We start from the raw sequence: 21,018 nt of genomic DNA on the forward strand, positions 1-21,018 counted from the left end.
TGGACGCGGTAAAGGTTTACGTCGCTTATTTGATCACGGCGATTTGCACATTATGGTACTTTCTTTAGTGGCAAAAAAACCAAGCTACGGATACGAAATTATTAAAGATATCCAAGAAGCCTCCAGCGGTTTATATGTTCCAAGCCCTGGCGTTATCTATCCAACACTGACTTTGTTGGAAGAACAAGGTTTCTTGGAATCACAAATTGTTGAACGTAATCGCAAAAGCTTCACCATTACAGCCGAAGGTGCTGAACATTTAGCACAGAATAAAGACATTGAATCTGTCATTGCTCGTAAGTTGGCAAAAGCCCGTGAACTCCAACAAGGCAGTAATTTATCAGAAGATATTGAAGTGGCAGTAAGTCGATTTAAAGCCTTGCTACGCCATAAAATGGTTTTAAAGCAGCTGAGTGAAGAACAAACTCATCAAATTGCAACGATCATCAATGACGCAGTAAAACAGATTGAAGAAGTCAATGCGCTATTAACAGACAGCGATGATGAATAATCACGAGCATTGAATTAACTCATCCAATCATAAATACAAACAGCTTTGAGTCTGAAAATGGCGCAAAGCTGTTTTGTTCTCCTCTCCAGATAGATAATACGCACCATATTGGTGCAACAAATCTTTCTCTTGCACCAATCCAGCTCAATGATAGACTGTTTTTTAGTCGAATCGTTGCTATTCTTTTATAACAATCAGTATTTACTATGATTTAAAAAGTTGGCACGTTTTTCGCTTATAGTCCCTATAGAGAGCTTACTCAGTCATTAATGAATGAGTCATTAATGCAGTAAAGCCAGATAAACCAACCTGCGTATGACTTTAATTATCTACGTCTGTTGAATAGACCCGACCAGGAGAGCCGAGAATGTCCGCTGAACATGTTTTATCGTTGATCGAAGAGCACAATGTAAGATTTATTGATTTGCGTTTTACTGATACAAAAGGTAAAGAGCAACATATCACTATCCCTGCTCATCAAGTAGACGAAGACTTCTTTGAAGAAGGCCAAATGTTTGATGGTTCATCAATCGGTGGCTGGAAAGGGATCAATGAATCTGACATGGTGCTGATGCCAGACCCATCAACAGCGCTGTTAGACCCATTCTACGCAGATAATACCTTAATTATTCGTTGCGATATTTTAGAACCTGGCACTATGCAAGGTTACGATCGCGACCCACGTTCTATCTCTAAACGTGCGGAAGACTTCCTGCGTTCTAGCGGTATTGCAGATATCGTTCTGTTTGGACCAGAGCCAGAATTCTTTGTATTTGATGACATCCGTTTCGGTAACAGCATGCACAGCAGCTATTACCATATCGATGATATCGAAGCAGCATGGAATACTGGAACCAAATACGAAGGCGGCAACAAAGGCCACCGTCCTGCAGTTAAAGGCGGCTATTTCCCAGTACCACCCGTCGATTCTTCACAAGATTTGCGTTCCGCTATGTGTACAACAATGGAAGATATGGGCTTAGTCGTTGAAGCTCATCACCACGAAGTAGCGACCGCTGGTCAAAACGAAATCGCAACCCGCTTTAATACCATGACGAAAAAAGCGGATGAAACCCAAATTTATAAGTATGTCGTACATAACGTTGCGCACGCTTTTGGTAAAACAGCCACCTTTATGCCAAAACCATTAGTCGGTGATAATGGTTCCGGAATGCACTGCCATATGTCGTTATCTAAAGATGGCGTCAACCTATTTGCAGGTGATAAATACGGCGGTTTATCTGAAATGGCACTGTATTATATCGGCGGTATCATCAAGCACGCACGTGCTCTGAACGCATTTACTAACCCGACGACTAACTCATACAAGCGTTTAGTCCCAGGTTTTGAAGCTCCAGTGATGCTAGCTTACTCTGCGCGTAACCGTTCTGCGTCTATCCGTATCCCAGTGGTAGCTAGCACCAAAGCACGTCGTATCGAAGTGCGCTTCCCTGACCCAGCAGCAAACCCATACTTAGCGTTTGCCGCTCAGTTGATGGCAGGTCTTGATGGCATCATCAACAAGATCCACCCGGGCGATGCCATGGATAAAAACTTGTACGATTTACCACCAGAAGAAGCAAAAGAAATCCCAACGGTTGCGGGTTCTTTAGATGAAGCACTGGCAGAATTAGATAAAAATCGTGAGTTCTTGACCCGTGGTGGCGTATTTACTGACGACGCTATTGACGCTTACATTGAATTACTGCGTGCGGATATCCAACGCGTTCGCATGGCACCACACCCACTCGAATTTGAAATGTACTACAGTGCGTAACACGCCGTTCCACTGATAGTCTTTGTTGCCGTGAAGCACTTGCCCCATCTAAATGATGGGGCCTTTTCTCTACGAACTGAGTGGTGAACTGCAAATATTGGCGTCGACGTATCGGTTACTTCGTAAATAACGTATAATGCACCAAAATAGTGCAGGAGCAATATTACATGAAAACCGAGCATTTACCCGCCTCCGAATATCTTCTCGATTCTCTCATCAACAGTGTGTTAGTGCTGGATTATGACCTGATTATCCATTATGCCAACCATGCTGCTCTACAAGTTTTAGCCCAAAGCCCACGCAAACTGTATGGCACCCCGCTCCCTTTACTCTTTAATTATTGTTCATTAAATGATGAGCTGATGCTTAACAGCTTAAAAGAGGGGCACAGTTTTACCGAAAATGAAGTCACTCTGGTGGTTAACAGTCATTCTCATATGATGTCTCTTAGTGCTCAACCTCTATCCGACCAATTTATTCTCGTTGAGCTTTCTCAACTGGATAGCCAGCGACGTCTTAGCCAAGAGCTCGCGCAAAATGCCCAACAACTCGCAGCCCGAGAGCTGATTCGAGGGCTCGCCCACGAAATCAAAAATCCCCTTGGTGGATTACGTGGTGCTGCACAACTTTTGTCTAAGGCGCTGCCCGACCCGCAGCTTAATGAATATACCCAAGTGATTATCGAACAAGCGGATCGCTTACGCGCCCTTGTCGATAGATTACTTGGACCACAATATCCCGGCCCCAAAACCGAGCAAAGTATTCATCACAGCGTCGAAAATGTGGTGCGCTTAGTTTCCTTAGAAAAACCGGAGAATATCACCTTAATCCGTGACTATGATCCAAGCCTTCCTGACCTTGAATATTATCCGGATCAGGTAGAACAAGTACTCCTCAACATTACCCGTAATGCGCTGCAAGCGTTATCAGAATCCGGAGGGAATATTACCCTTCGTACCCGCACTGCATTTCAGGTTATGTTACAGGGGGAGCGCTATCGCCTAGCCGCACGAATTGATATTGAAGATAATGGTCCCGGTATTCCACTCACAATCCAAGATACCCTATTTTATCCAATGGTGAGTGGGCGCCCAGATGGAACAGGGCTAGGCCTATCCATTGCCCGTAGTTTGGTGGACCAACATTCAGGGAAAATTGAGTTTACCAGTTGGCCGGGACATACCGAGTTTTCTATTTATTTACCCATCAAAAAATAGGAGATAGCTATGCAGAAGGGAAAAGTTTGGGTTGTTGATGATGACAGTTCTATCCGCTGGGTACTTGAACGAGCATTAAATAATACGCAGCTCACCTGTACCTGCTTTGATAGCACCACAGCGGTACTTACCGCTCTCGAAAATGACTGTCCCGATGTATTGTTATCTGATATTCGCATGCCAGGTATGGATGGATTAGCTTTACTTTCTCAGTTAAAACAGTCCCATCCCCTGCTGCCCATTATTATTATGACAGCACATTCCGATCTCGACGCCGCCGTGAATGCTTACCAATCTGGTGCCTTTGATTATCTCCCAAAACCGTTTGATATTGATGAAACTGTTGCTCTTGTTGAGCGCGCTCTAAATCATAGCCGAGAACAAAACAGCGCAGCTGGCGGTAAACCGCAAGCAACAATAGTATCCTCCACCATGATTGGAGAAGCCCCAGCAATGCAGGAGGTGTACCGTATTATTGGTCGCCTTTCGCGCTCATCAATTAGTGTGTTGATTAATGGAGAATCTGGCACGGGAAAAGAGCTGGTTGCTCACGCGCTACACCAGCATAGTCCTCGAGCAAAAGAGCCGTTTATCGCGCTAAATATGGCCGCTATTCCTAAAGATTTGATTGAATCAGAGCTATTTGGTCATGAAAAAGGCGCGTTTACTGGCGCCTCCCAAGTTCGCCAAGGCCGATTTGAGCAAGCTAATCGCGGCTCATTATTTCTTGATGAAATTGGTGATATGCCCCTTGATGTGCAAACTCGATTATTACGTGTACTTGCTGAAGGGCAATTTTATCGGATCGGCGGATATACTCCTGTGAAGGTCGATGTGCGGATTATTGCCGCAACCCACCAAGACCTAGAAAAACGAGTCAAAGAGGGATTGTTCCGTGAGGATTTATTCCACCGACTGAATGTTATTCGAGTGCAATTACCGCCATTAAGAGAACGTACGGAAGATATTCCACGCCTTGCTCACTACTTTTTACAAAATACCGCCAAAGAACTGGGTGTTGAAAGTAAAATTCTCCATCCCGATAGTCTTAAGATTCTTCAACGTTATCACTGGTCAGGAAACGTTCGTCAATTAGAGAATGTATGTCGCTGGTTGACCGTTATGGCGGCTAGCCAAGAGGTTTTACCTCAAGACCTACCCGCGGATCTATTTAATAAGCAAGAAATAGTAAAATCGACCAAAACCTCTGAGGTCTCCCCCCAGAACATGGATGAACTCAATGTACCTTGGTTTAAATTGCTCGAACAATGGACAGATGCCTCTCTACAGCAAGGTAAGCAAGATTTATTTAATGAGGCAATGCCATTGCTAGAAAAAACCATGCTGAACTGTGCCCTGAAATATACGCATGGACATAAGCAAGAGGCCGCCCGCTTATTAGGCTGGGGAAGAAATACACTTACCCGTAAATTAAAAGAACTCGATATTGAATAATAGCCCTTATGGGCTATTATTATCTTTATTATAACTTCATAAATAGATCGTCGTTTAATTTTAAGCACCAAAACAATCAAATAAAATAGAATGATATAAATAAAACAAATCAAGTTCAGATTAAAAACAAAATCCAACACCATCATTATAAACACAAAAAGGATATAATATTTATTTTCTTAAATACAAATCAAATTAAGGGAATTAAAAAATGAACAAACAATATATTACGCACATTACCAATGACTCATTTTGACTGCAACAGAATATCCCACCAAATAATTAAAAATTATCAATAAATCATATCAAAACAAAAAATATAAAAATACGAAGTAAATAACTAAAAGTCTTCTAAAATTAATATAGCTCACAACAAAAGAGCCAAATAAATTATTTCAGGAGACGATAATATGAAAAAATACACATTCACAGTATTGATTGCTGGAATAACATTCCTTCCAAACTCTCTAACTTTTGCTGCTGATGGAACCATCGAGTTTATTGGTGATATTATTGATCAAGCTTGTGAAATAAAAACTGAATCAAAAAATATCCAAGTCCAATTAGGACGCATCCCAAAAGCAAACTTACCAAATGTTGGTAGTAAATCTATTCCCGTAAAATTTACGATTACACTCGTTAATTGCCCAGTATCAATAAATAGTGCGACAGTTTCATTCGATGCCACGTCTTTTCCCGGAGATAACTCAGTTATCGCGCTGAAAGCAATACCGAATGCTGCAAGTGGAGTTGGAGTCCAATTAACAGATAATAAAAGTGCCGTCATTACACTACTAACCCCCTCTAATGAGTATCCCATCCTACCAACAGTTGAAAATAGTTTAGATTTTACAGCCAATTATATTGCTAAGGCTATTCCGGTTGTCGCAGGATCAGCCAATGCTTCAGCGACCTTTTTAATTAGCTATAACTAAAACTAGTAGGGTTATACATAACTTGGATGGCAATAATATGAAGAATATTTGCACTTATTTTGTACTTTTTTTTACATTCATCACCACTTGCCATGCAGGAGTCATCATTGGAGGTACACGGGTTATTTATAATGAAGGAAGAAAAGATGCCAGTATTGACATTGAAAACCCAGATAATATCGCCTATTTAATTCAATCATGGATTGATGATGAAAATGGTAAGTCTCAATCAATTTTCTCCATAACTCCACCTTTATTTAAACTACCAAAAGAAAGCACTAATACTTTACGGATATTCTTGACTGAGGATATATTACCTAATAATAGAGAGTCTCTTTTTTGGTTAAACATTAAAAACATCCCCTCAGTAAAATTCAAAGAAAATTCATTACAAATCGCATTTAGAACTCAAATGAAACTCATTTATCGACCTCAAATATTAAAAGATGTCGATTTTAATCAAGAGCAGAATAAACTTATATGGTCAAAATCTAGCGATAAACTTACCGCTAAAAACCCAACCCCTTACTATATTAACTTTCAGCGTATAACATTCAATGGTAAGCAACTAAAAAATGTTTCTTATGTTGCACCTTTTTCAACAATCACATTTAGTGTTAATGACTTGATTCAACATGGCGTCGTCAAATGGGAATTAATCAATGATTTTGGTGCAACAACCAAAGCCTCAGAGAGAAAAATATAAACATTTATAATGAAAAATCTACCAATGGAATGTTATTTTTTAGTGCTGTTTTATTCATGCAGCATGACCATTTCATATGCTGAAAATAATTTCAATAACGATAAAAGTCAATCTTATGAGGATGATTCATATTTTGAATCTGATTTTTTAGAAGGGATAAATAAAGACAATATTGACCTATCTCAGTTTGATAATAACCAACAACTAGAGGGGAATTATTTTGTCTATATCTATATTAATAATGATTTCATGACGGCAAAAAAAATAATGTTTAAAAAAGAAAGCGACAATAAACTGCGCCCTTGCTTTTCTGCGGATGATCTTCGCAGTTTTGGTATCAAACTAAAACAATTTCCTGCATTACAGCGGGAGATCAACCACTGCATAAACTTAGCGACCATTCCTGATGCTAAAAGTGATTTTAACTTCAAAACACAACGCCTGTACTTAAGTATTCCACAAATAGCCTTAGAAAAAACACCTCGAGGTTTTATTGATTTAGCCAACATTGATAATGGCATAAATGCGACGTTTCTCAACTACAGTTATAGCGGGTCAAAAAATTACAGTCGTAAACATCAAGGAACCGCAACAGCAAACTATGCGAATTTACGCCCCGGAGTCAATTTAGGTGCTTGGCGTTTACGTAACTATTCTACATGGACTCATAGCGATAATAATGTGAATCAGTGGGATACGGTTTACACCTATGCCTCACGCAATATCAACAGTATCAAAAGCCAGCTCACCCTAGGGGATGGCGTTTCCCCTGCGATGGTTTTTGATACAGTTCCATTTCGTGGGATTCAATTATCGACCGATGATGATATGTACCCTGAAAGCTTACGAGGCTACGCACCAACTGTCAGAGGAATTGCACGCAGTAATGCCCAACTCACTATTCGTCAAAATGGCTATATTATCTACCAAACCGAAGTCCCTGCGGGTGCTTTTGAGATTAATGATCTCTATCCCACAGGCAGTAGCGGTGACTTGTATGTCACAATTAAAGAAACTGACGGAAGTGAACAACATCTCGTTGTTCCTTTTGCTTCACTTCCTATTCTACAAAGGGAAGGCTACCTATTTTACAGTGCAACTAGTGGGCAATACCGTTCTTATGATACCCATGTAGACAAAACTCATTTTACTCAACTTTCTTTAATTTATGGTCTATCTCATGGCGTTACTGCTTATGGTGGTTTGCAATACGCGGATCATTATAATGCTCAATCATTTGGGTTTGGCAAAAATCTAGGGGATTTTGGGGCATTATCTTTAGATATCACTTACGCAAATGCCTCACTCAATGACAATTCAAGCCATCAAGGGCAATCATACCGCTTCAGGTATAACAAAAATCTGAATGATATCGGTACCAATATCGCATTAGCTGGCTATCGCTACTCAACAGATGGTTACTATAGCTTATCGGAAACGTTAAATAGTTATCGAGATACCTACTATTTCCCAGAAATTGAACGGAAGCGAAATCGAGCTGAAACTACTGTAAGTCAAAATCTTGGAGACTCTTATGGTGCAATTTCTGGAAGCTATATTAATGAGGACTATTGGAATAGTCATCGAAAAACCCAATCAGCCAGTTTTAGCTATAACAACAGCTGGAATGCCATCAACTATAGTGCAAATTACACCTACAATAAAAATCGTGACTATTTTTCCTCAACGGACAGTGGCACAAGAGGAAAGATTAACCATCTATTATCGCTATCCATAAATATTCCTTTTAATTTTTTCGACAGTACCGCTTATATCAATATTAATACGACAAATAACAATCGCAGTTCTAGCTCCAGCAATATAGGCATTTCAGCATCGCAACTTAACAATCGTTTAAATTGGAGTATGCAGCAGGGCTTGATTAATGAAAACCATCAAAGCACAGGAAATATTAACGCCTCCTATAAAGGTCAAATGGGGATGGCATCTGGAGGAAGTAGCTACAGTAAAGATGATTACAACTTCTATTATGGTGTAAATGGTAGCTTGGTTGCTCACTCAGGCGGATTAGTTCTTGGACAGCAGCTAGGGGAAACAGCCGCTCTAATAGAGATCCCTGAAACCCCCAATGTATCTATTTTAAATAATGCCGGGGTCAGTACTAATCAACAGGGCTATGCCTTGGTCCCTTATGTTTCTCCTTATCATAAAAACACGCTAAGCATTGATGTTTCAGCACTACCAGATAATACAGAAATTGAACTTACTAGCCGAACCGTTATCCCAAGTCGAGGTGCATTAGTTAAAACTCAGTTTAATGCCAATTTAGGCTATCGAGCTTTTATGACCCTAACTATGGAAAATGGACATCCAGTTCCTTTTGGAGCGCAAGCAGTCTTTGCTGACAATAATCTGATAGATAGCATTGTTGATGATAAAGGAAAGGTATATCTCTCTGGACTCAGTGAACAAGGGGAATTTGATATTCAATTTAACAATCAATTTTTATGTCATGTTAAATATGATTTAACTGGTTTATCTGATTATCTCGGGCTTTATAAAACAGCTGCAACATGCCAATAAAGGAAGACATATGAACCGCACACAGATATTGAAAAAAATATGGCTACCAAGTGGTATATTTCTGTATTCCCAATATACAGCAGCCGCCTGTATTCAAAACCCTAATTTTATGAATCTCATGTTCAATATTCCCCCCCGAGTTTATAACATTCCTTATGATGATATAACGACACGAGATTTAGAAACTATCGTGATTCCGTATGGAACCGGCCCATTGGATACCAATTCACCTAGAGGGCGAGATTGTGGGGTGACTGATTTACATGGGCGATTTATTAATGGCTGGGTTCCGAATGCAAATTCTATAGCGCCCACAAATATTCCCGGTATCAGCATGTCGATTCGAACGGGTTCCGCACTTTGGTTTAACTCTTATGTCCCTGGTAGAAGCACACCAAACTGGAATATCATAGAAACCAGCTGGCATGTCATCATTAAAAAAACAGGCCGAGTTACACAACCGGGAACATTCACTCCGGGAAGGGCTGCTCAGTTATACCAGACCAATACAAAACCCGTGAATTCAACTTGGTATTTAACTACGCTCAATATTCCCAATAATGCCATTACCATTAATACTGTTAGCTGTTCATTAAAAAATCCAACTTATATTATTGATATGGGTGATTGGTATGACTCCCAATTTCAAAACATTGGGGATACCAGTACCTCAGTCAATATTCCTATTACCTTAAGTTGCAAGGCTGGAGCCAATATAAAAGCCACGATTACCAGCAGTGCTGGTTATGAAGACCCTCAAACAGGAAAACTAAAACTCGCAGGTGCAGACCAAGCCAGCGGTATCGCTATCCAACTGCTGGATAAAAATAATAATCCAATCCGTTTGAATAATAAAAATAACTTGCAAGATAATGTCCCTGCTGGGGATTATCTTTTTAATTGGAAAGCCCGTTACATAAAAACAGCTGCACCGGTCATACCGGGTACAGCAAATTCGAATGCCGTTGTTAATATTCGTTATGAATAGGACTCACAGATGAAAGTCATATTCCTAAAGTCATTATTGCTAAGTGGGCTAATAACTTGTTTCGATATCTATTCCGACGAGAATATTAACTTACTGTTTAATGGAAATATAAAAGCAACACCATGCCAGATTGAGCAGACAAACTATATCATTGACCTAAAAACAGTCAATATTGCAAATATCCGTAATAATCAAAAAGCTCCATGGGTCAACTTCAGTATCAATTTAAAAAATTGCCCTCTCAACACCCGTGAATCTGTCATGACTTTAACAGGAGTTCCAGAACCCACAAATTCAGACTATTTTCGTAATAGCGGGTCTGCCACTAACGTTGCTTTAGATTTAGCTTCTGGTTCTAGTCAAATTCGCGTCAAAAATGGCTCTCAAATTACAACGCCGATTAATCAACAAACCCATCGCGCAGAAATCCCATTCTCTGCACGAGTGACCAGCTTAAATACTGCGATGACTGCTGGGTCCTTTCGCAGCCATGTGGAATTTATTTTGACCTATAACTAACAAATTCTTAGTGGTGATCATTTTGAGAATAACGTATTTCTTAACAAGGCTTATTTTTAATGAGAGGTTCATATGAATAACAACCATACAATTTCTGAAATCATTGGGCATAAAATAAAATTTATTCGTGAACGAAAAAAATTACCCTTGCAAGAAGTTGCAGATGCAGTAGGTATTGATGAAATGCAACAGATTCGTTATGAAAAGGGGCAGTCTCGGATCCCAATTGATAAATTGAAACAATATGCTGACTATTTTGGCATTAACATGGTCACTTTTTTTATTTTTACTGAAGTTGAAAAGAAAAAAATTCGTGAACATGTCAAAAAAACAGAGAAATTTATTAGTTAACAAAATAAAAATAGAGCGGTACAGTCTATTTTAGAACGTGCACTAATGATTAATCTTATTTCAACATTGAAATAAGACAACAAAACACAATTATTATCCGGAACATTTTCATATACCATCTTATTTAGACCATTGATTTTCAAAAATCAACAATCATAAAAAATTCATCTAAGAACATTAAATCCCATAAATCTCTCATAACGTGTAATTATGCACAAAGTATTAATCAAATGTAAATATTAATATTTAATATTTATTTTTAATTAATGATTAAATGCAAATTATTAATATATTTGTTTATCGGAATTTTTCATTAAAAAATCCAACCTCTATGGTGAAATAGTAACAAAACAAGCCAATAAAAAACAATTTAATTATAATTAAATCTAAAAAACCAAAAACTTGTTTAAAGTTAAAATAAAAGACAAAATATCCATCAATTGAGTTAATCATTATTTCAATGAAGCTCAATTTATCAAATATAAATATCTCTTGGAGAAAATGAATGAAAAAGAATTTACTGGCATCATTAATTGCTGCATCTTCTATCTTTGCTGTAAATAGTGCATTAGCGGCAGATGGAACAATTGATTTCACGGGCGAGATCACTGACCAAGCATGTGAATTGGCATCAGGTTCTGATGCACTAAAAGTTAATTTAGGTAAAGTCTCTAAAAAAGCATTACCAAGTGCAGGAAGCACTGCAGCTGCAACTAAATTTACGATTAAATTAATTAATTGCCCAACAACGGTAACCTCTGCATCCGTTAAATTTGATGCAACCTCTTACCCTAATGATGACTCAGTTATTGAGCTTAAAGATGCCGGACAATCAGGCGTTGCTAAAGGCGTTGGTATCCAAATCACTGATGATGTAAACACAGTTATCCCTCTGTTCACCGCATCTAAAGCTTACCCACTAAAAGATGGCGTTGAAAATAATTTAGATTTCAGAGCTCGTTATATCGCTCAAACCGACAGTGTTGATGTCGGTTTAGCAAACGCTAATGCAACATTTACAATTAATTATAACTAATTAGCTATTAAGGTTTAAAAGGAATTAAACCTTAGTATTTATTCAATGGTGGTAATATGAAATTTATTGTTTATTCCCTTGTTACTTTATTTACAATAATTAATACGGCTTATGCAGGTGTTATTATTGGTGGAACTCGTGTTATTTATCCAGAGGGAAGTAAAGATGTGAGTATTTCTGTTGAGAACCCAGATAAGATTCCTTACTTAATCCAATCCTGGATTGATGGTATTGATGAAAAAAAACAATCTGATTTCACTATCACACCACCATTATTTAGATTAAACCCTGAAAAAACCAATGCATTGAGAATTTTTTTAACTGAGAACAAGCTCCCTACAGATAAAGAATCTTTATTCTGGTTAAATATAAAAACCATTCCTGCAACTGAACGTACTGAAAATTCATTACAGATTGCATTTAAAACTCAGATGAAATTAATTTATCGTCCTACAACGTTTAAAAATGTCAATTTTGAAGAAGAACAGAATAAGTTAACTTGGACAAAATCAGGAAAAAAACTTTCAGTTAAGAATCCAACACCTTATTACATGAATTTTCAGAGCGTCACTTTTAATGGTAAAAAAATTAATGATGTTTCCTACGCTGCACCATTAACAACGACAACATTTGAAGTTAATGATACCGCAACAAAAGGTACTGTTAAATGGGAAGTTATTAATGATTACGGCGCGGCCGAAAAAGCATCAGAAATAAAAATATAGACGATATAATTATTAGGTTACTTCTCAATGAAAATAAATAAAATATGCTTTGGCCTATTTTTATATTTAGGCTATACGGTATCATTGTATGCAGAAAAAAATACAGATAATAATGTCTATTTTGATCCGGATTTTTTAGAGCTTCCCAATAAAGATGCGGTTGATTTAACTCAGTTTGAAAATAACGAACAATTAGCAGGAAGTTACTATGTTGATATTTATGTTAATAGTAACCTAATTGGTGCCAAAAAATTAAATTTTGATAAAAACAACCAAAATAAACTAATTCCCTGTTTATCTCTGACAGATCTGAATGATTTCGGCGTAAAAACGACTGAATATCCAGAGCTACAAAGTGCAAGCAATGGTTGTGTGAATTTAGCCGTAATTCCTGACGCCACAAGTAGCTTTGAGTTTGATTCACAGCGGCTGTATTTAAGTATTCCTCAAATTGCATTAGACAAAAACCCGCGAGGCTATGTCAATTTAGCGGATATTGATAATGGAATTAATGCACTAATGCTGAATTACAGCTACAGCGGTTCTAAAAATTATGACCGCAAGAAAGGCGGCTCCGATAGCACCTCAAATTATGTGAATTTAAGACCTGGTTTAAATATCGGCGCTTGGCGTCTACGTAACTATACCACTTGGTCAAGCAGTGATAACCAATCTAGCAAATGGGATACCGTGTATACCTATGCTTCACGTGGCATTAATAGCATTAAAAGCCAGTTAACGCTTGGAGACAGTGTATCTCCATCGATGGTCTTTGATAGCGTACCGTTTCGTGGCGCTCAGTTAGCGACTGATGATGATATGTATCCAGAAAGTTTACGCGGTTACGCGCCGGTTGTTCGCGGAATTGCGCGCAGTAACGCACAAATTACTATTCGACAGAATGGCTATACGATTTACCAGACAGAAGTGGCCGCCGGTCCATTTGAAATCAATGATTTGTACCCTACAGGTGCCAGTGGTGACCTACATGTCACAATTAAAGAATCTAACGGTAGTGAGCAATACCAAATTGTTCCTTTTGCTTCTTTACCTGTATTACAGCGTGAGGGTTATTTATCCTACAGTGTAACGGGCGGGCAATATCGCGCCTATGATAGCCATGTAGATAAAACTCACTTTGGGCAATTTACACTTATTTATGGTCTTCCTTATGGGATCACCGCTTTCGGCGGAAGCCAGATCAGTGAAAACTACCAATCTTATTCTATTGGAGCAGGGCAAAACCTTGGACAATTTGGGGCGCTTTCTATTGACGTCACTCATGCGAGCTCAAAATTTACGGATGATACCAAAGAGCAAGGGCAATCTTACCGCTTCCGTTATAACAAAAACTTGAATGATATCGGAACCAATATCGCCTTAGCCGGATACCGTTATTCCACCAAAGGGTTTTACAGCTTATCGGAAGTTTTTGATACTTTTCGAGATACTCTCTATACCCCAGAAATTGAACGACGCCGTAACCGTGGTGAAATTACACTCAGCCAAAACTTAGGTGAAAACTACGGTTCTCTTTCAATAGGCTATGTAAATGAAGATTATTGGAATAGTGATAAGAAAACTCAATCGGCAACACTCGGGTATAGCAATAGCTGGCGAGGCATCAGTTATGGGATTAATTACACTTATAACCGTGATACCAGTACGTATGCCTACAATGGGAATAACCAAGGTCAAAATGAAGATGACCATCAACTCGCATTGAACGTCAGTATTCCAATTAACCTGTTTGATAGTACTTTTTACTACAACCTCAACACCAATAGCAGCAGTAACGGTCCTAACTCTGGAAATATGGGGCTTTCCGCAAGCCAATTGGATAATCGCTTAAACTGGAGTCTCCAGCAAGGTTATACCACCCAAGGGCAAGGATCGTCGGGCAATATGAATGCCACATATAAAGGACAATATGGCGAGGTTTCTGGAGGAAGCAGTTACGGTAAAGATAATTACAATCTCTATTATGGAACTAATGGCAGCTTAGTTGCTCATTCAGGTGGCATTGTGCTTGGGCAACAATTAGGTGAAACAGCAGCCATTGTGGATATTCCAGAAGCTGGCGATGTACCTATTCTGAACCAAGCTGGCGTAGTGACCAATAATCAAGGCTATGCTTTAGTGCCTTATGTTACCGCATACCGTAAAAATGCGATTGATATCGACACTTCAGCCCTACCTGATAATACAGAAATGGAGTTAACCAGCCAAACCGTTGCACCTAGCCGCGGGGCGTTAGTGAAAGCCAGCTTTGCCGCCAATGTGGGCTATCGCGCCATGATGGAGCTTAAATTTGCTGATGGAAAACCGGTACCATTTGGCGCTCAAGCCATCTTTAAAGATAGCAATCAATTAAATGGCATGGTCGGTAATGACGGTGAAATTTACTTATCCGGTTTAGCCGAAAGTGGCAGTTTTATTATCCAATATAACGATAAACAACAGTGTCAGGTTAATTATAACTTGGCGGATGTTTCGAATTATTTGGGGCTATATAAAACGACTACGGTATGCCAATAAGGGGGACTTATGAAAAAGAAATTAAAAAGATTCTATATACTCATCAGTAGTATGGTTGTTTTTTATTCTGCGTCAATTAATGCAGCCTGTGTCAAGAATCCTAATTTTAGTGGTGTAAATAGAACATTACCAAATGTCACATATACAATACAATTTGATAATACAAATTCATACACGCTTGGCTCATTAAAAACGAGTAGCTATGTGAGTGCAAGCACCAGCCTTGCTAGGACACCGAATGATGTTTACTGCCAAGGTCAAATGCGCACATATTATTTATCACCTTGGTCTGGGCGTTTCTCTGTAGATAAAGTATCAACTAATATACCTGGGATTTATTTAAAAACTTATGCTGGAGGGGCTGACAGGGTTCCATTTGCCGGTGCTATAGCTGAGACGTCATATATTATGCTTCCATCGTTTCTTTGGCAGGTAGATATTATAAAACAAGGTAATGTGACACAAAGTGCAGCAATCAATAGCGGTGCCCTAGCTGAGGTTTACCAATTTAATTATTCTAATAACTCCCGATTCAATGTATCAACCCTTTATATCCCTGCAAATGGAATAAGAATAAACGTTGTAAACTGCTCATTAAAAAATAGCCAATCTGTTTATAATATTGAACTCGGTGATTGGTATGATACTCAATTTAAAAATATTGGTGATACCAGTACCTCTGTCGATATCCCAATTGCATTAACCTGCATGGCTGGCGCGAATATCAAAGCAACAGTGACCAGTTCCGCTAGTTATGTGGATATCAATACCGGCAAGTTAGCATTATCTGGAGCGGATAAAGCGACCGGAATTGCGATTCAACTATTAGATAAAAATAATTCCCCAATAAAACTAAATACTACAAATAGTTTACAAAATAGCGTCCCTGCTGGTGACTATATGTTTAATTGGAAAGCACGTTATATTAAAACGGCAGATAAAATCACGCCCGGAAGTGCAAACTCAACTGCCACTGTCAATATTCGCTATGAATAGGAAAAATAATGAAAAAATTAATATTCTCTTTATTACTTGCGAATAGCTTATTAATTAATTTACCTGCATTCTCAGCAAGTACAGTAACACTAAATTTTAAAGGAAACATTAAAGCCGCAACCTGTAATATCTCGGGTGGGAATAATATTGATATTGATTTAAAAAGAATGCCCGTTGACTTATTTAGTCAACCTCAAAGTGGCTCAGATTGGAAGCAATTTAACATTGATATGAATAACTGTTCTTCTTATATTAATCAAATAGTACTGACCTTTAGCGGAACGGCTGACACCAATAATATCAATAGCCTATATAAAAATATGGGCACTGCTAAAAATATTGCAGTTCAACTTGAAAGTGGCAATGGAATAACCCCATTAGGTAATCAAAAAGTATTACAGGTACCTTTATCTGGACAAAATAGTCTCAGTATTCCTTTAAGAACCCGAGCATTTAGTGCATTAGGTAATGCGAGTACAGGTACTGTATCCGCCAATATTACAGCCACAATTACTTATTTATAAGGATGAGAATAATGAAAAAATTAGCACTCTCATTATTGCTTCTAGCGTCCCCTTTAACTGTCATAGCGCAAGCTGCCAATATCCACGTTCACGGTTATGTTACCGCACGACCCTGTGAGTTAGAGAAAGCCAATTATGTGGTTGACCTAAAAAAAGTGAATGTCTGGAATATTCGTGATACTCAAGCATCCCCATGGGTAGATTTTACGATTAAGTTAAAAAATTGCCCAGTGGATACCAAAGAGGCGATTATGGTCATTGATGGAACACCCGACCTTGTTGCAACAAATTATTTTATCAATAACGGTACTGCTAAAAATGTCGCTTTAAATTTAGCCCAGGGATTAAATAAAGCAACGGTAAAAAATGGCGATCAGATTTCCACTCCCGTTAACGAACAAACTCGCACCGTTGAAATTCCTCTTTCAGCTAGAATGGCTGGTTACGGTTCAGGAATGACGGGAGGCTCATTTAAAAGCCATCTTGATTTCACATTTATTTATCACTAAATATTCAACAAAAATCTTATCTCAATAATCCATATTAGATTAATTAGTTAAAGTTTATTCAGTTAATGAAAAGATCTCACAAAAAAATTGATTTTATATTAAATAGCCACCATGTAACCCGAGTAAATTTAAATTATGTGATTAAAATCAAGATATAAAATGCAATACCTGATAAATATATTATTGAAGTGACATTATTACTTTATCCTTGTTGATTATATTTAACAATCGAGTAGTAATGAATCATGGAGGTTAGATAATGAGCAATTACTACCCAGTATCTGCAATTATAGGTAATAAAATAAAATTACTGCGTAAAGAAAAAGGGTTATCCCTTATTGCTGTAGCTAAAGGCGTAGGGATTAGTGAGCAACAACAATTACGCTATGAACGTGGGAATAATCGAATATCGATAGATAGACTAAAACAATATGCCAACTATTTTAATATTAGCCTTAATCAATTTTTTTCATTCAATGAAAATGAAAAAGAAAAAATTAAATATGAAGTTAATAAAACATTAATATAGTTTGATTATCATTGAATAAACTTTGGTTATAAATATGCAGAAAAACATTTCAAGAATTGTTGGCGCTCGTATTCGAACATTGAGAAAGGATCGCCGCATGAGCATTCAGCAACTGAGTAAAAAACTGGGTATTAGTCAGCAACATCAGTCACGCCATGAACTCGGTGATATGCGTATCCATGTGGATACGATTTATTCTATTTCTGAAATATTAGAGCTTGATATTAATGAACTTATCAGCGATTTTACATCATCTAATTCCAATATCATTACAAATGATAAACGAGATAGAGAAAAAATACTTCAAGCTGAAATTTTATTATCACCAGAACAAAATTTTTCATTATATAAGTAAATTTTACATTTCACTGGAAGTTAATTAACTTCCAGAATGAAATGAATCGATTAATTTGGAATAAAAATGAATCCTTTTTTTATAAAACTAACGTCTATATTTATCTTTATTTATTCTGAATCAGCAATCTCTGCTTGTATCCAAAATCCGAGACTCAATAATCTCATAGTTAATGTTCCCTCGAGAACATACACAATTCAATATGATGATGCCTCAACAAAAGAACTGGGTCGACTTGTGGTTAAATTTGCTAATGGCAATATAAATACCTATTCAGGAACAAATGGTCAATGTGGCCGTGCACGCTTATATGCAAGTTATGTTAATGGTTGGGTGCCTAATGGAAATAAAGTTTCAGCAACCAATATACCGGGTATCAGTGTTGAAATTGTTGCAACAGCGATAGGAAGTATTAATGTCTACAGTCGCTATCCTATTCAAGGACGATTACCTTGGACAATTGTCGCCCCCCAATGGACCATGATTATCAGAAAAACAGGAGCAGTGACTCAATCCGGTAGCTTAAAAGCAGGTCATGTCGCTAAATTAATCCAAGATAATCCCAACCATATTAACTGGAATTTATCTTCATTAAATATCCCAGCAAATGCCATACGTATTAATGTTGCTAAATGCACAGTAAAATCTAGCAGCTACACTGTTAATTTAGGCACTTGGTATGATACCCAATTTAAGGGGATTGGCTCCGTCAGTAGCAATGTCAGCATTCCTGTTACCCTAAACTGCGCAGCCGGTACCAATATCAAAACGACGGTTACTAGCAGTGCTGGCTATGTCGATACTGCAACCGGAAAAATTAAACTTGCGGGAACGGGTTCCGCGACAGGGATTGCGATACAGTTACTGGATAGAAATAACTCACCGATCAGACTCAATACTAAAAATACCTTACAGAATGGGGTTGCTAGTGGCGACTATAATTTTAACTGGAAAGCTCGCTATATAAAAACCGCTGAAAAAGTGACTCCCGGTACGGCTAACGCCACCGCAACTGTCAATATTCGTTATGAATAATCTCCCCTAACTTCCTGCCATTATCATTATGACGTTAATAATGGCAGCCGCTTTTCCCACTCCTCATCTCAACTTTACCCTAATGAACTATTTAATTTAGACTATACTAAATAGACTTAATAAATATATTATTATTTTAAGATGATACATATTTGATGACCACTCCCTACCTCAAAAATCGATTTTAAAAATTTAACTCTAAATAATCACCATATCCGAGAGATATTGTTTAAAAAAAACATCCTAAATTTAACTTCAGGTTTATATTGTTATTTTAATATATTAATTATTAAATAAACAAACAAGCCAGAGTTAATCAACAAAATAAAACCGAAAAATAACCTATAGTGTGTTGATTTGAAATTTAATAAAAATAAATATAAATAATTAATATTTAAATTCAAAATTAGCAAAACTTGTTTATTTATTAAAATAGTCACAAAATATCCATCAGTTGAGTAAGCGTTTATTTTATTCGCTCTCAATTTTTGAAAAATACTTTATGGAGAGAAATGAATGAAAAAAAACTTACTCGCATCTTTAATTGCTGCAACCTCAATTTTCGCAATTAATAATGCACTAGCTGCCGATGGTACAATTGATTTTACGGGTGAAATTACTGATCAAGCCTGTGAATTGGCTGCTGGCTCAGATGCATTAAAAGTGAATTTAGGTAAAGTTTCTAAAAAAGCATTACCAAGTGCAGGAAGCACAGCTGCCGCAACTAAATTTACTATAAAATTAATTAACTGCCCAACAACAGTAACCGCAGCCTCAGTTAAATTTGATGCCGAATCTTATTTAGGTGATGACAGTGTTATTAAACTGAAGCAAGAAACTGGCGTAGCTACAGGTGTTGGAATTCAAATTACTGATGATGTAAATACTATTATTCCATTATTTACAGCTTCTAAGACATACCCGTTAAAAAATGGTGTTGAAAATAGCTTAGATTTCAGAGCACGTTATATTGCAAAATCAGATACGGTTACAACCGGTCCAGCAAATGGCACTGCAACATTTACAATTAATTATAACTAATTAAATTATGAGGTTTAAAAGGAATTAAACCTCATTTCTTTTACTTAATGGTGTTCGAATGAAATATATTATTAGTTTTTTCATCTCTTTATTTTTAATAACAAATATTGCTAATGCCGGCGTTATTATTGGTGGGACACGAGTAATTTATCATGAAGGAAATAAAGATGTTAGCATCAGCGTTGAAAACCCTGATAAAATCCCATATCTAATTCAGTCATGGATTGACAACATTGATGAAAAAAAACAATCAGATTTCACTATCACACCACCATTATTTCGGCTCAATGCTGATAAAACGAATGCACTACGTATTTTCTTAACTGAAAATAAATTACCCAATGATAAAGAGTCATTATTTTGGTTAAATGTAAAAACGATTCCTGCGACAGAACGTACAGAGAATTCATTACAGATTGCATTTAAAACACAGATGAAATTAATTTATCGTCCAAAATCATTAAAAAATGTCGACTTTGTTAAAGAACAAAAACAGCTGATTTGGTCAAAATCTGGCAATAAAATTACTGTGAAAAACCCAACGCCTTATTTTATGAATTTTCAAAGCATTACCTTTAATGGAAAAAAAGCTAATGACGTATCTTATGCTGCGCCTTTTTCTTCCACATCTTTTGAAATAAATGACAGCACCAACAATGGTACTGTCACTTGGGAAGTTATTAATGACTACGGTGCCGCATCTGAGCCGTCAGAAATAAAAATATAG

At 37.4% G+C, this 21,018-nt stretch carries 21 protein-coding genes; all 21 read left to right on the forward strand.

The genetic code is table 11. The annotated features are described in order from the left end of the window. The coding region (locus PR761_RS08880; protein ID WP_272519352.1) for a PadR family transcriptional regulator at positions 1-511 on the forward strand (511 nt) is incomplete at its 5' end. 367 nt (positions 512-878) lie between these two features. Next, positions 879-2,288 (forward strand): glutamate--ammonia ligase, encoded by a 1,410-nt coding sequence (glnA, locus tag PR761_RS08885; protein ID WP_006813783.1) that lies wholly within the window; start codon positions 879-881, stop codon positions 2,286-2,288. A 167-nt stretch (positions 2,289-2,455) separates the two neighbouring features. Beyond that, positions 2,456-3,505, forward strand: a complete 1,050-nt coding sequence (glnL, locus tag PR761_RS08890) for a nitrogen regulation protein NR(II) (RefSeq protein WP_006813784.1) — start codon at positions 2,456-2,458, stop codon at positions 3,503-3,505. 9 nt (positions 3,506-3,514) lie between these two features. Beyond that, positions 3,515-4,960, forward strand: coding sequence for a nitrogen regulation protein NR(I) (gene glnG / locus PR761_RS08895; RefSeq protein ID WP_006813785.1), 1,446 nt, complete (start codon positions 3,515-3,517; stop codon positions 4,958-4,960). Positions 4,961-5,370: 410 nt separating this feature from the next. After that, positions 5,371-5,895, forward strand: coding sequence for a fimbrial protein (locus PR761_RS08900; RefSeq protein ID WP_006813786.1), 525 nt, complete (start codon positions 5,371-5,373; stop codon positions 5,893-5,895). Positions 5,896-5,932: 37 nt separating this feature from the next. Next, the gene (locus PR761_RS08905) at positions 5,933-6,601 is read left to right on the forward strand and encodes a fimbrial biogenesis chaperone (RefSeq protein ID WP_112835961.1); all 669 of its coding nucleotides are present in this window, start codon (positions 5,933-5,935) and stop codon (positions 6,599-6,601) included. A gap of 63 nt (positions 6,602-6,664) precedes the next feature. Next, on the forward strand, positions 6,665-9,145 hold the full coding sequence (locus PR761_RS08910) for a fimbria/pilus outer membrane usher protein (protein WP_006813788.1): 2,481 nt from the start codon (positions 6,665-6,667) through the stop codon (positions 9,143-9,145). Positions 9,146-9,155: 10 nt separating this feature from the next. Beyond that, positions 9,156-10,133 (forward strand): fimbrial protein, encoded by a 978-nt coding sequence (locus PR761_RS08915; RefSeq protein ID WP_006813789.1) that lies wholly within the window; start codon positions 9,156-9,158, stop codon positions 10,131-10,133. A gap of 9 nt (positions 10,134-10,142) precedes the next feature. Then, positions 10,143-10,652 (forward strand): fimbrial protein, encoded by a 510-nt coding sequence (locus PR761_RS08920; RefSeq protein WP_006813790.1) that lies wholly within the window; start codon positions 10,143-10,145, stop codon positions 10,650-10,652. Between the two features lie 72 nt (positions 10,653-10,724). Then, positions 10,725-11,003: a helix-turn-helix domain-containing protein gene (locus tag PR761_RS08925; RefSeq protein ID WP_006813791.1), complete on the forward strand. Its 279-nt coding sequence runs from the start codon at positions 10,725-10,727 to the stop codon at positions 11,001-11,003. A gap of 505 nt (positions 11,004-11,508) precedes the next feature. After that, on the forward strand, positions 11,509-12,039 hold the full coding sequence (locus PR761_RS08930) for a fimbrial protein (protein WP_006813793.1): 531 nt from the start codon (positions 11,509-11,511) through the stop codon (positions 12,037-12,039). Positions 12,040-12,095: 56 nt separating this feature from the next. Beyond that, positions 12,096-12,764, forward strand: coding sequence for a fimbrial biogenesis chaperone (locus tag PR761_RS08935; protein WP_006813794.1), 669 nt, complete (start codon positions 12,096-12,098; stop codon positions 12,762-12,764). Positions 12,765-12,791: 27 nt separating this feature from the next. Beyond that, complete coding sequence (locus tag PR761_RS08940) at positions 12,792-15,302, forward strand: fimbria/pilus outer membrane usher protein (RefSeq protein ID WP_154610900.1); 2,511 nt, start codon at positions 12,792-12,794, stop codon at positions 15,300-15,302. Between the two features lie 9 nt (positions 15,303-15,311). After that, complete coding sequence (locus tag PR761_RS08945) at positions 15,312-16,298, forward strand: fimbrial protein (protein WP_154610901.1); 987 nt, start codon at positions 15,312-15,314, stop codon at positions 16,296-16,298. A gap of 8 nt (positions 16,299-16,306) precedes the next feature. Further along, complete coding sequence (locus tag PR761_RS08950; RefSeq protein WP_154610902.1) at positions 16,307-16,822, forward strand: fimbrial protein; 516 nt, start codon at positions 16,307-16,309, stop codon at positions 16,820-16,822. An 11-nt stretch (positions 16,823-16,833) separates the two neighbouring features. Beyond that, entirely contained in the window at positions 16,834-17,331 is a 498-nt protein-coding gene (locus PR761_RS08955) for a fimbrial protein (protein ID WP_195848284.1), read from the forward strand. A gap of 259 nt (positions 17,332-17,590) precedes the next feature. After that, positions 17,591-17,860, forward strand: coding sequence for a helix-turn-helix domain-containing protein (locus PR761_RS08960; RefSeq protein ID WP_006813799.1), 270 nt, complete (start codon positions 17,591-17,593; stop codon positions 17,858-17,860). Positions 17,861-17,894: 34 nt separating this feature from the next. Then, positions 17,895-18,215, forward strand: a complete 321-nt coding sequence (locus PR761_RS08965) for a helix-turn-helix domain-containing protein (protein ID WP_006813800.1) — start codon at positions 17,895-17,897, stop codon at positions 18,213-18,215. Between the two features lie 66 nt (positions 18,216-18,281). Beyond that, entirely contained in the window at positions 18,282-19,250 is a 969-nt protein-coding gene (locus tag PR761_RS08970; RefSeq protein ID WP_006813801.1) for a fimbrial protein, read from the forward strand. Positions 19,251-19,766: 516 nt separating this feature from the next. After that, a complete protein-coding gene (locus PR761_RS08975) occupies positions 19,767-20,291 on the forward strand; it encodes a fimbrial protein (RefSeq protein ID WP_006813803.1) in 525 nt (174 codons plus the stop codon). A gap of 58 nt (positions 20,292-20,349) precedes the next feature. Continuing rightward, positions 20,350-21,018, forward strand: a complete 669-nt coding sequence (locus tag PR761_RS08980) for a fimbrial biogenesis chaperone (RefSeq protein ID WP_154610904.1) — start codon at positions 20,350-20,352, stop codon at positions 21,016-21,018.

It is taken from the genome of Providencia sp. PROV210 (assembly GCF_028479445.1).
GTDB lineage: Bacteria > Pseudomonadota > Gammaproteobacteria > Enterobacterales > Enterobacteriaceae > Providencia > Providencia rustigianii.

What these genes read in the sequence shown, in the direction of transcription:
- PR761_RS08975 (WP_006813803.1), top strand. Translation starts at nt 19,767, where the DNA reads ATGAAAAAAAACTTACTCGCATCTTTAATTGCTGCAACCTCAATTTTC.
- PR761_RS08965 (WP_006813800.1), top strand. Translation starts at nt 17,895, where the DNA reads ATGCAGAAAAACATTTCAAGAATTGTTGGCGCTCGTATTCGAACATTG.
- PR761_RS08955 (WP_195848284.1), top strand. Translation starts at nt 16,834, where the DNA reads ATGAAAAAATTAGCACTCTCATTATTGCTTCTAGCGTCCCCTTTAACT.
- glnA (WP_006813783.1), top strand. Translation starts at nt 879, where the DNA reads ATGTCCGCTGAACATGTTTTATCGTTGATCGAAGAGCACAATGTAAGA.
- PR761_RS08945 (WP_154610901.1), top strand. Translation starts at nt 15,312, where the DNA reads ATGAAAAAGAAATTAAAAAGATTCTATATACTCATCAGTAGTATGGTT.
- PR761_RS08920 (WP_006813790.1), top strand. Translation starts at nt 10,143, where the DNA reads ATGAAAGTCATATTCCTAAAGTCATTATTGCTAAGTGGGCTAATAACT.
- PR761_RS08930 (WP_006813793.1), top strand. Translation starts at nt 11,509, where the DNA reads ATGAAAAAGAATTTACTGGCATCATTAATTGCTGCATCTTCTATCTTT.
- PR761_RS08900 (WP_006813786.1), top strand. Translation starts at nt 5,371, where the DNA reads ATGAAAAAATACACATTCACAGTATTGATTGCTGGAATAACATTCCTT.
- glnL (WP_006813784.1), top strand. Translation starts at nt 2,456, where the DNA reads ATGAAAACCGAGCATTTACCCGCCTCCGAATATCTTCTCGATTCTCTC.
- glnG (WP_006813785.1), top strand. Translation starts at nt 3,515, where the DNA reads ATGCAGAAGGGAAAAGTTTGGGTTGTTGATGATGACAGTTCTATCCGC.
- PR761_RS08980 (WP_154610904.1), top strand. Translation starts at nt 20,350, where the DNA reads ATGAAATATATTATTAGTTTTTTCATCTCTTTATTTTTAATAACAAAT.
- PR761_RS08940 (WP_154610900.1), top strand. Translation starts at nt 12,792, where the DNA reads ATGAAAATAAATAAAATATGCTTTGGCCTATTTTTATATTTAGGCTAT.
- PR761_RS08960 (WP_006813799.1), top strand. Translation starts at nt 17,591, where the DNA reads ATGAGCAATTACTACCCAGTATCTGCAATTATAGGTAATAAAATAAAA.
- PR761_RS08905 (WP_112835961.1), top strand. Translation starts at nt 5,933, where the DNA reads ATGAAGAATATTTGCACTTATTTTGTACTTTTTTTTACATTCATCACC.
- PR761_RS08915 (WP_006813789.1), top strand. Translation starts at nt 9,156, where the DNA reads ATGAACCGCACACAGATATTGAAAAAAATATGGCTACCAAGTGGTATA.
- PR761_RS08950 (WP_154610902.1), top strand. Translation starts at nt 16,307, where the DNA reads ATGAAAAAATTAATATTCTCTTTATTACTTGCGAATAGCTTATTAATT.
- PR761_RS08935 (WP_006813794.1), top strand. Translation starts at nt 12,096, where the DNA reads ATGAAATTTATTGTTTATTCCCTTGTTACTTTATTTACAATAATTAAT.
- PR761_RS08925 (WP_006813791.1), top strand. Translation starts at nt 10,725, where the DNA reads ATGAATAACAACCATACAATTTCTGAAATCATTGGGCATAAAATAAAA.
- PR761_RS08970 (WP_006813801.1), top strand. Translation starts at nt 18,282, where the DNA reads ATGAATCCTTTTTTTATAAAACTAACGTCTATATTTATCTTTATTTAT.
- PR761_RS08910 (WP_006813788.1), top strand. Translation starts at nt 6,665, where the DNA reads ATGACCATTTCATATGCTGAAAATAATTTCAATAACGATAAAAGTCAA.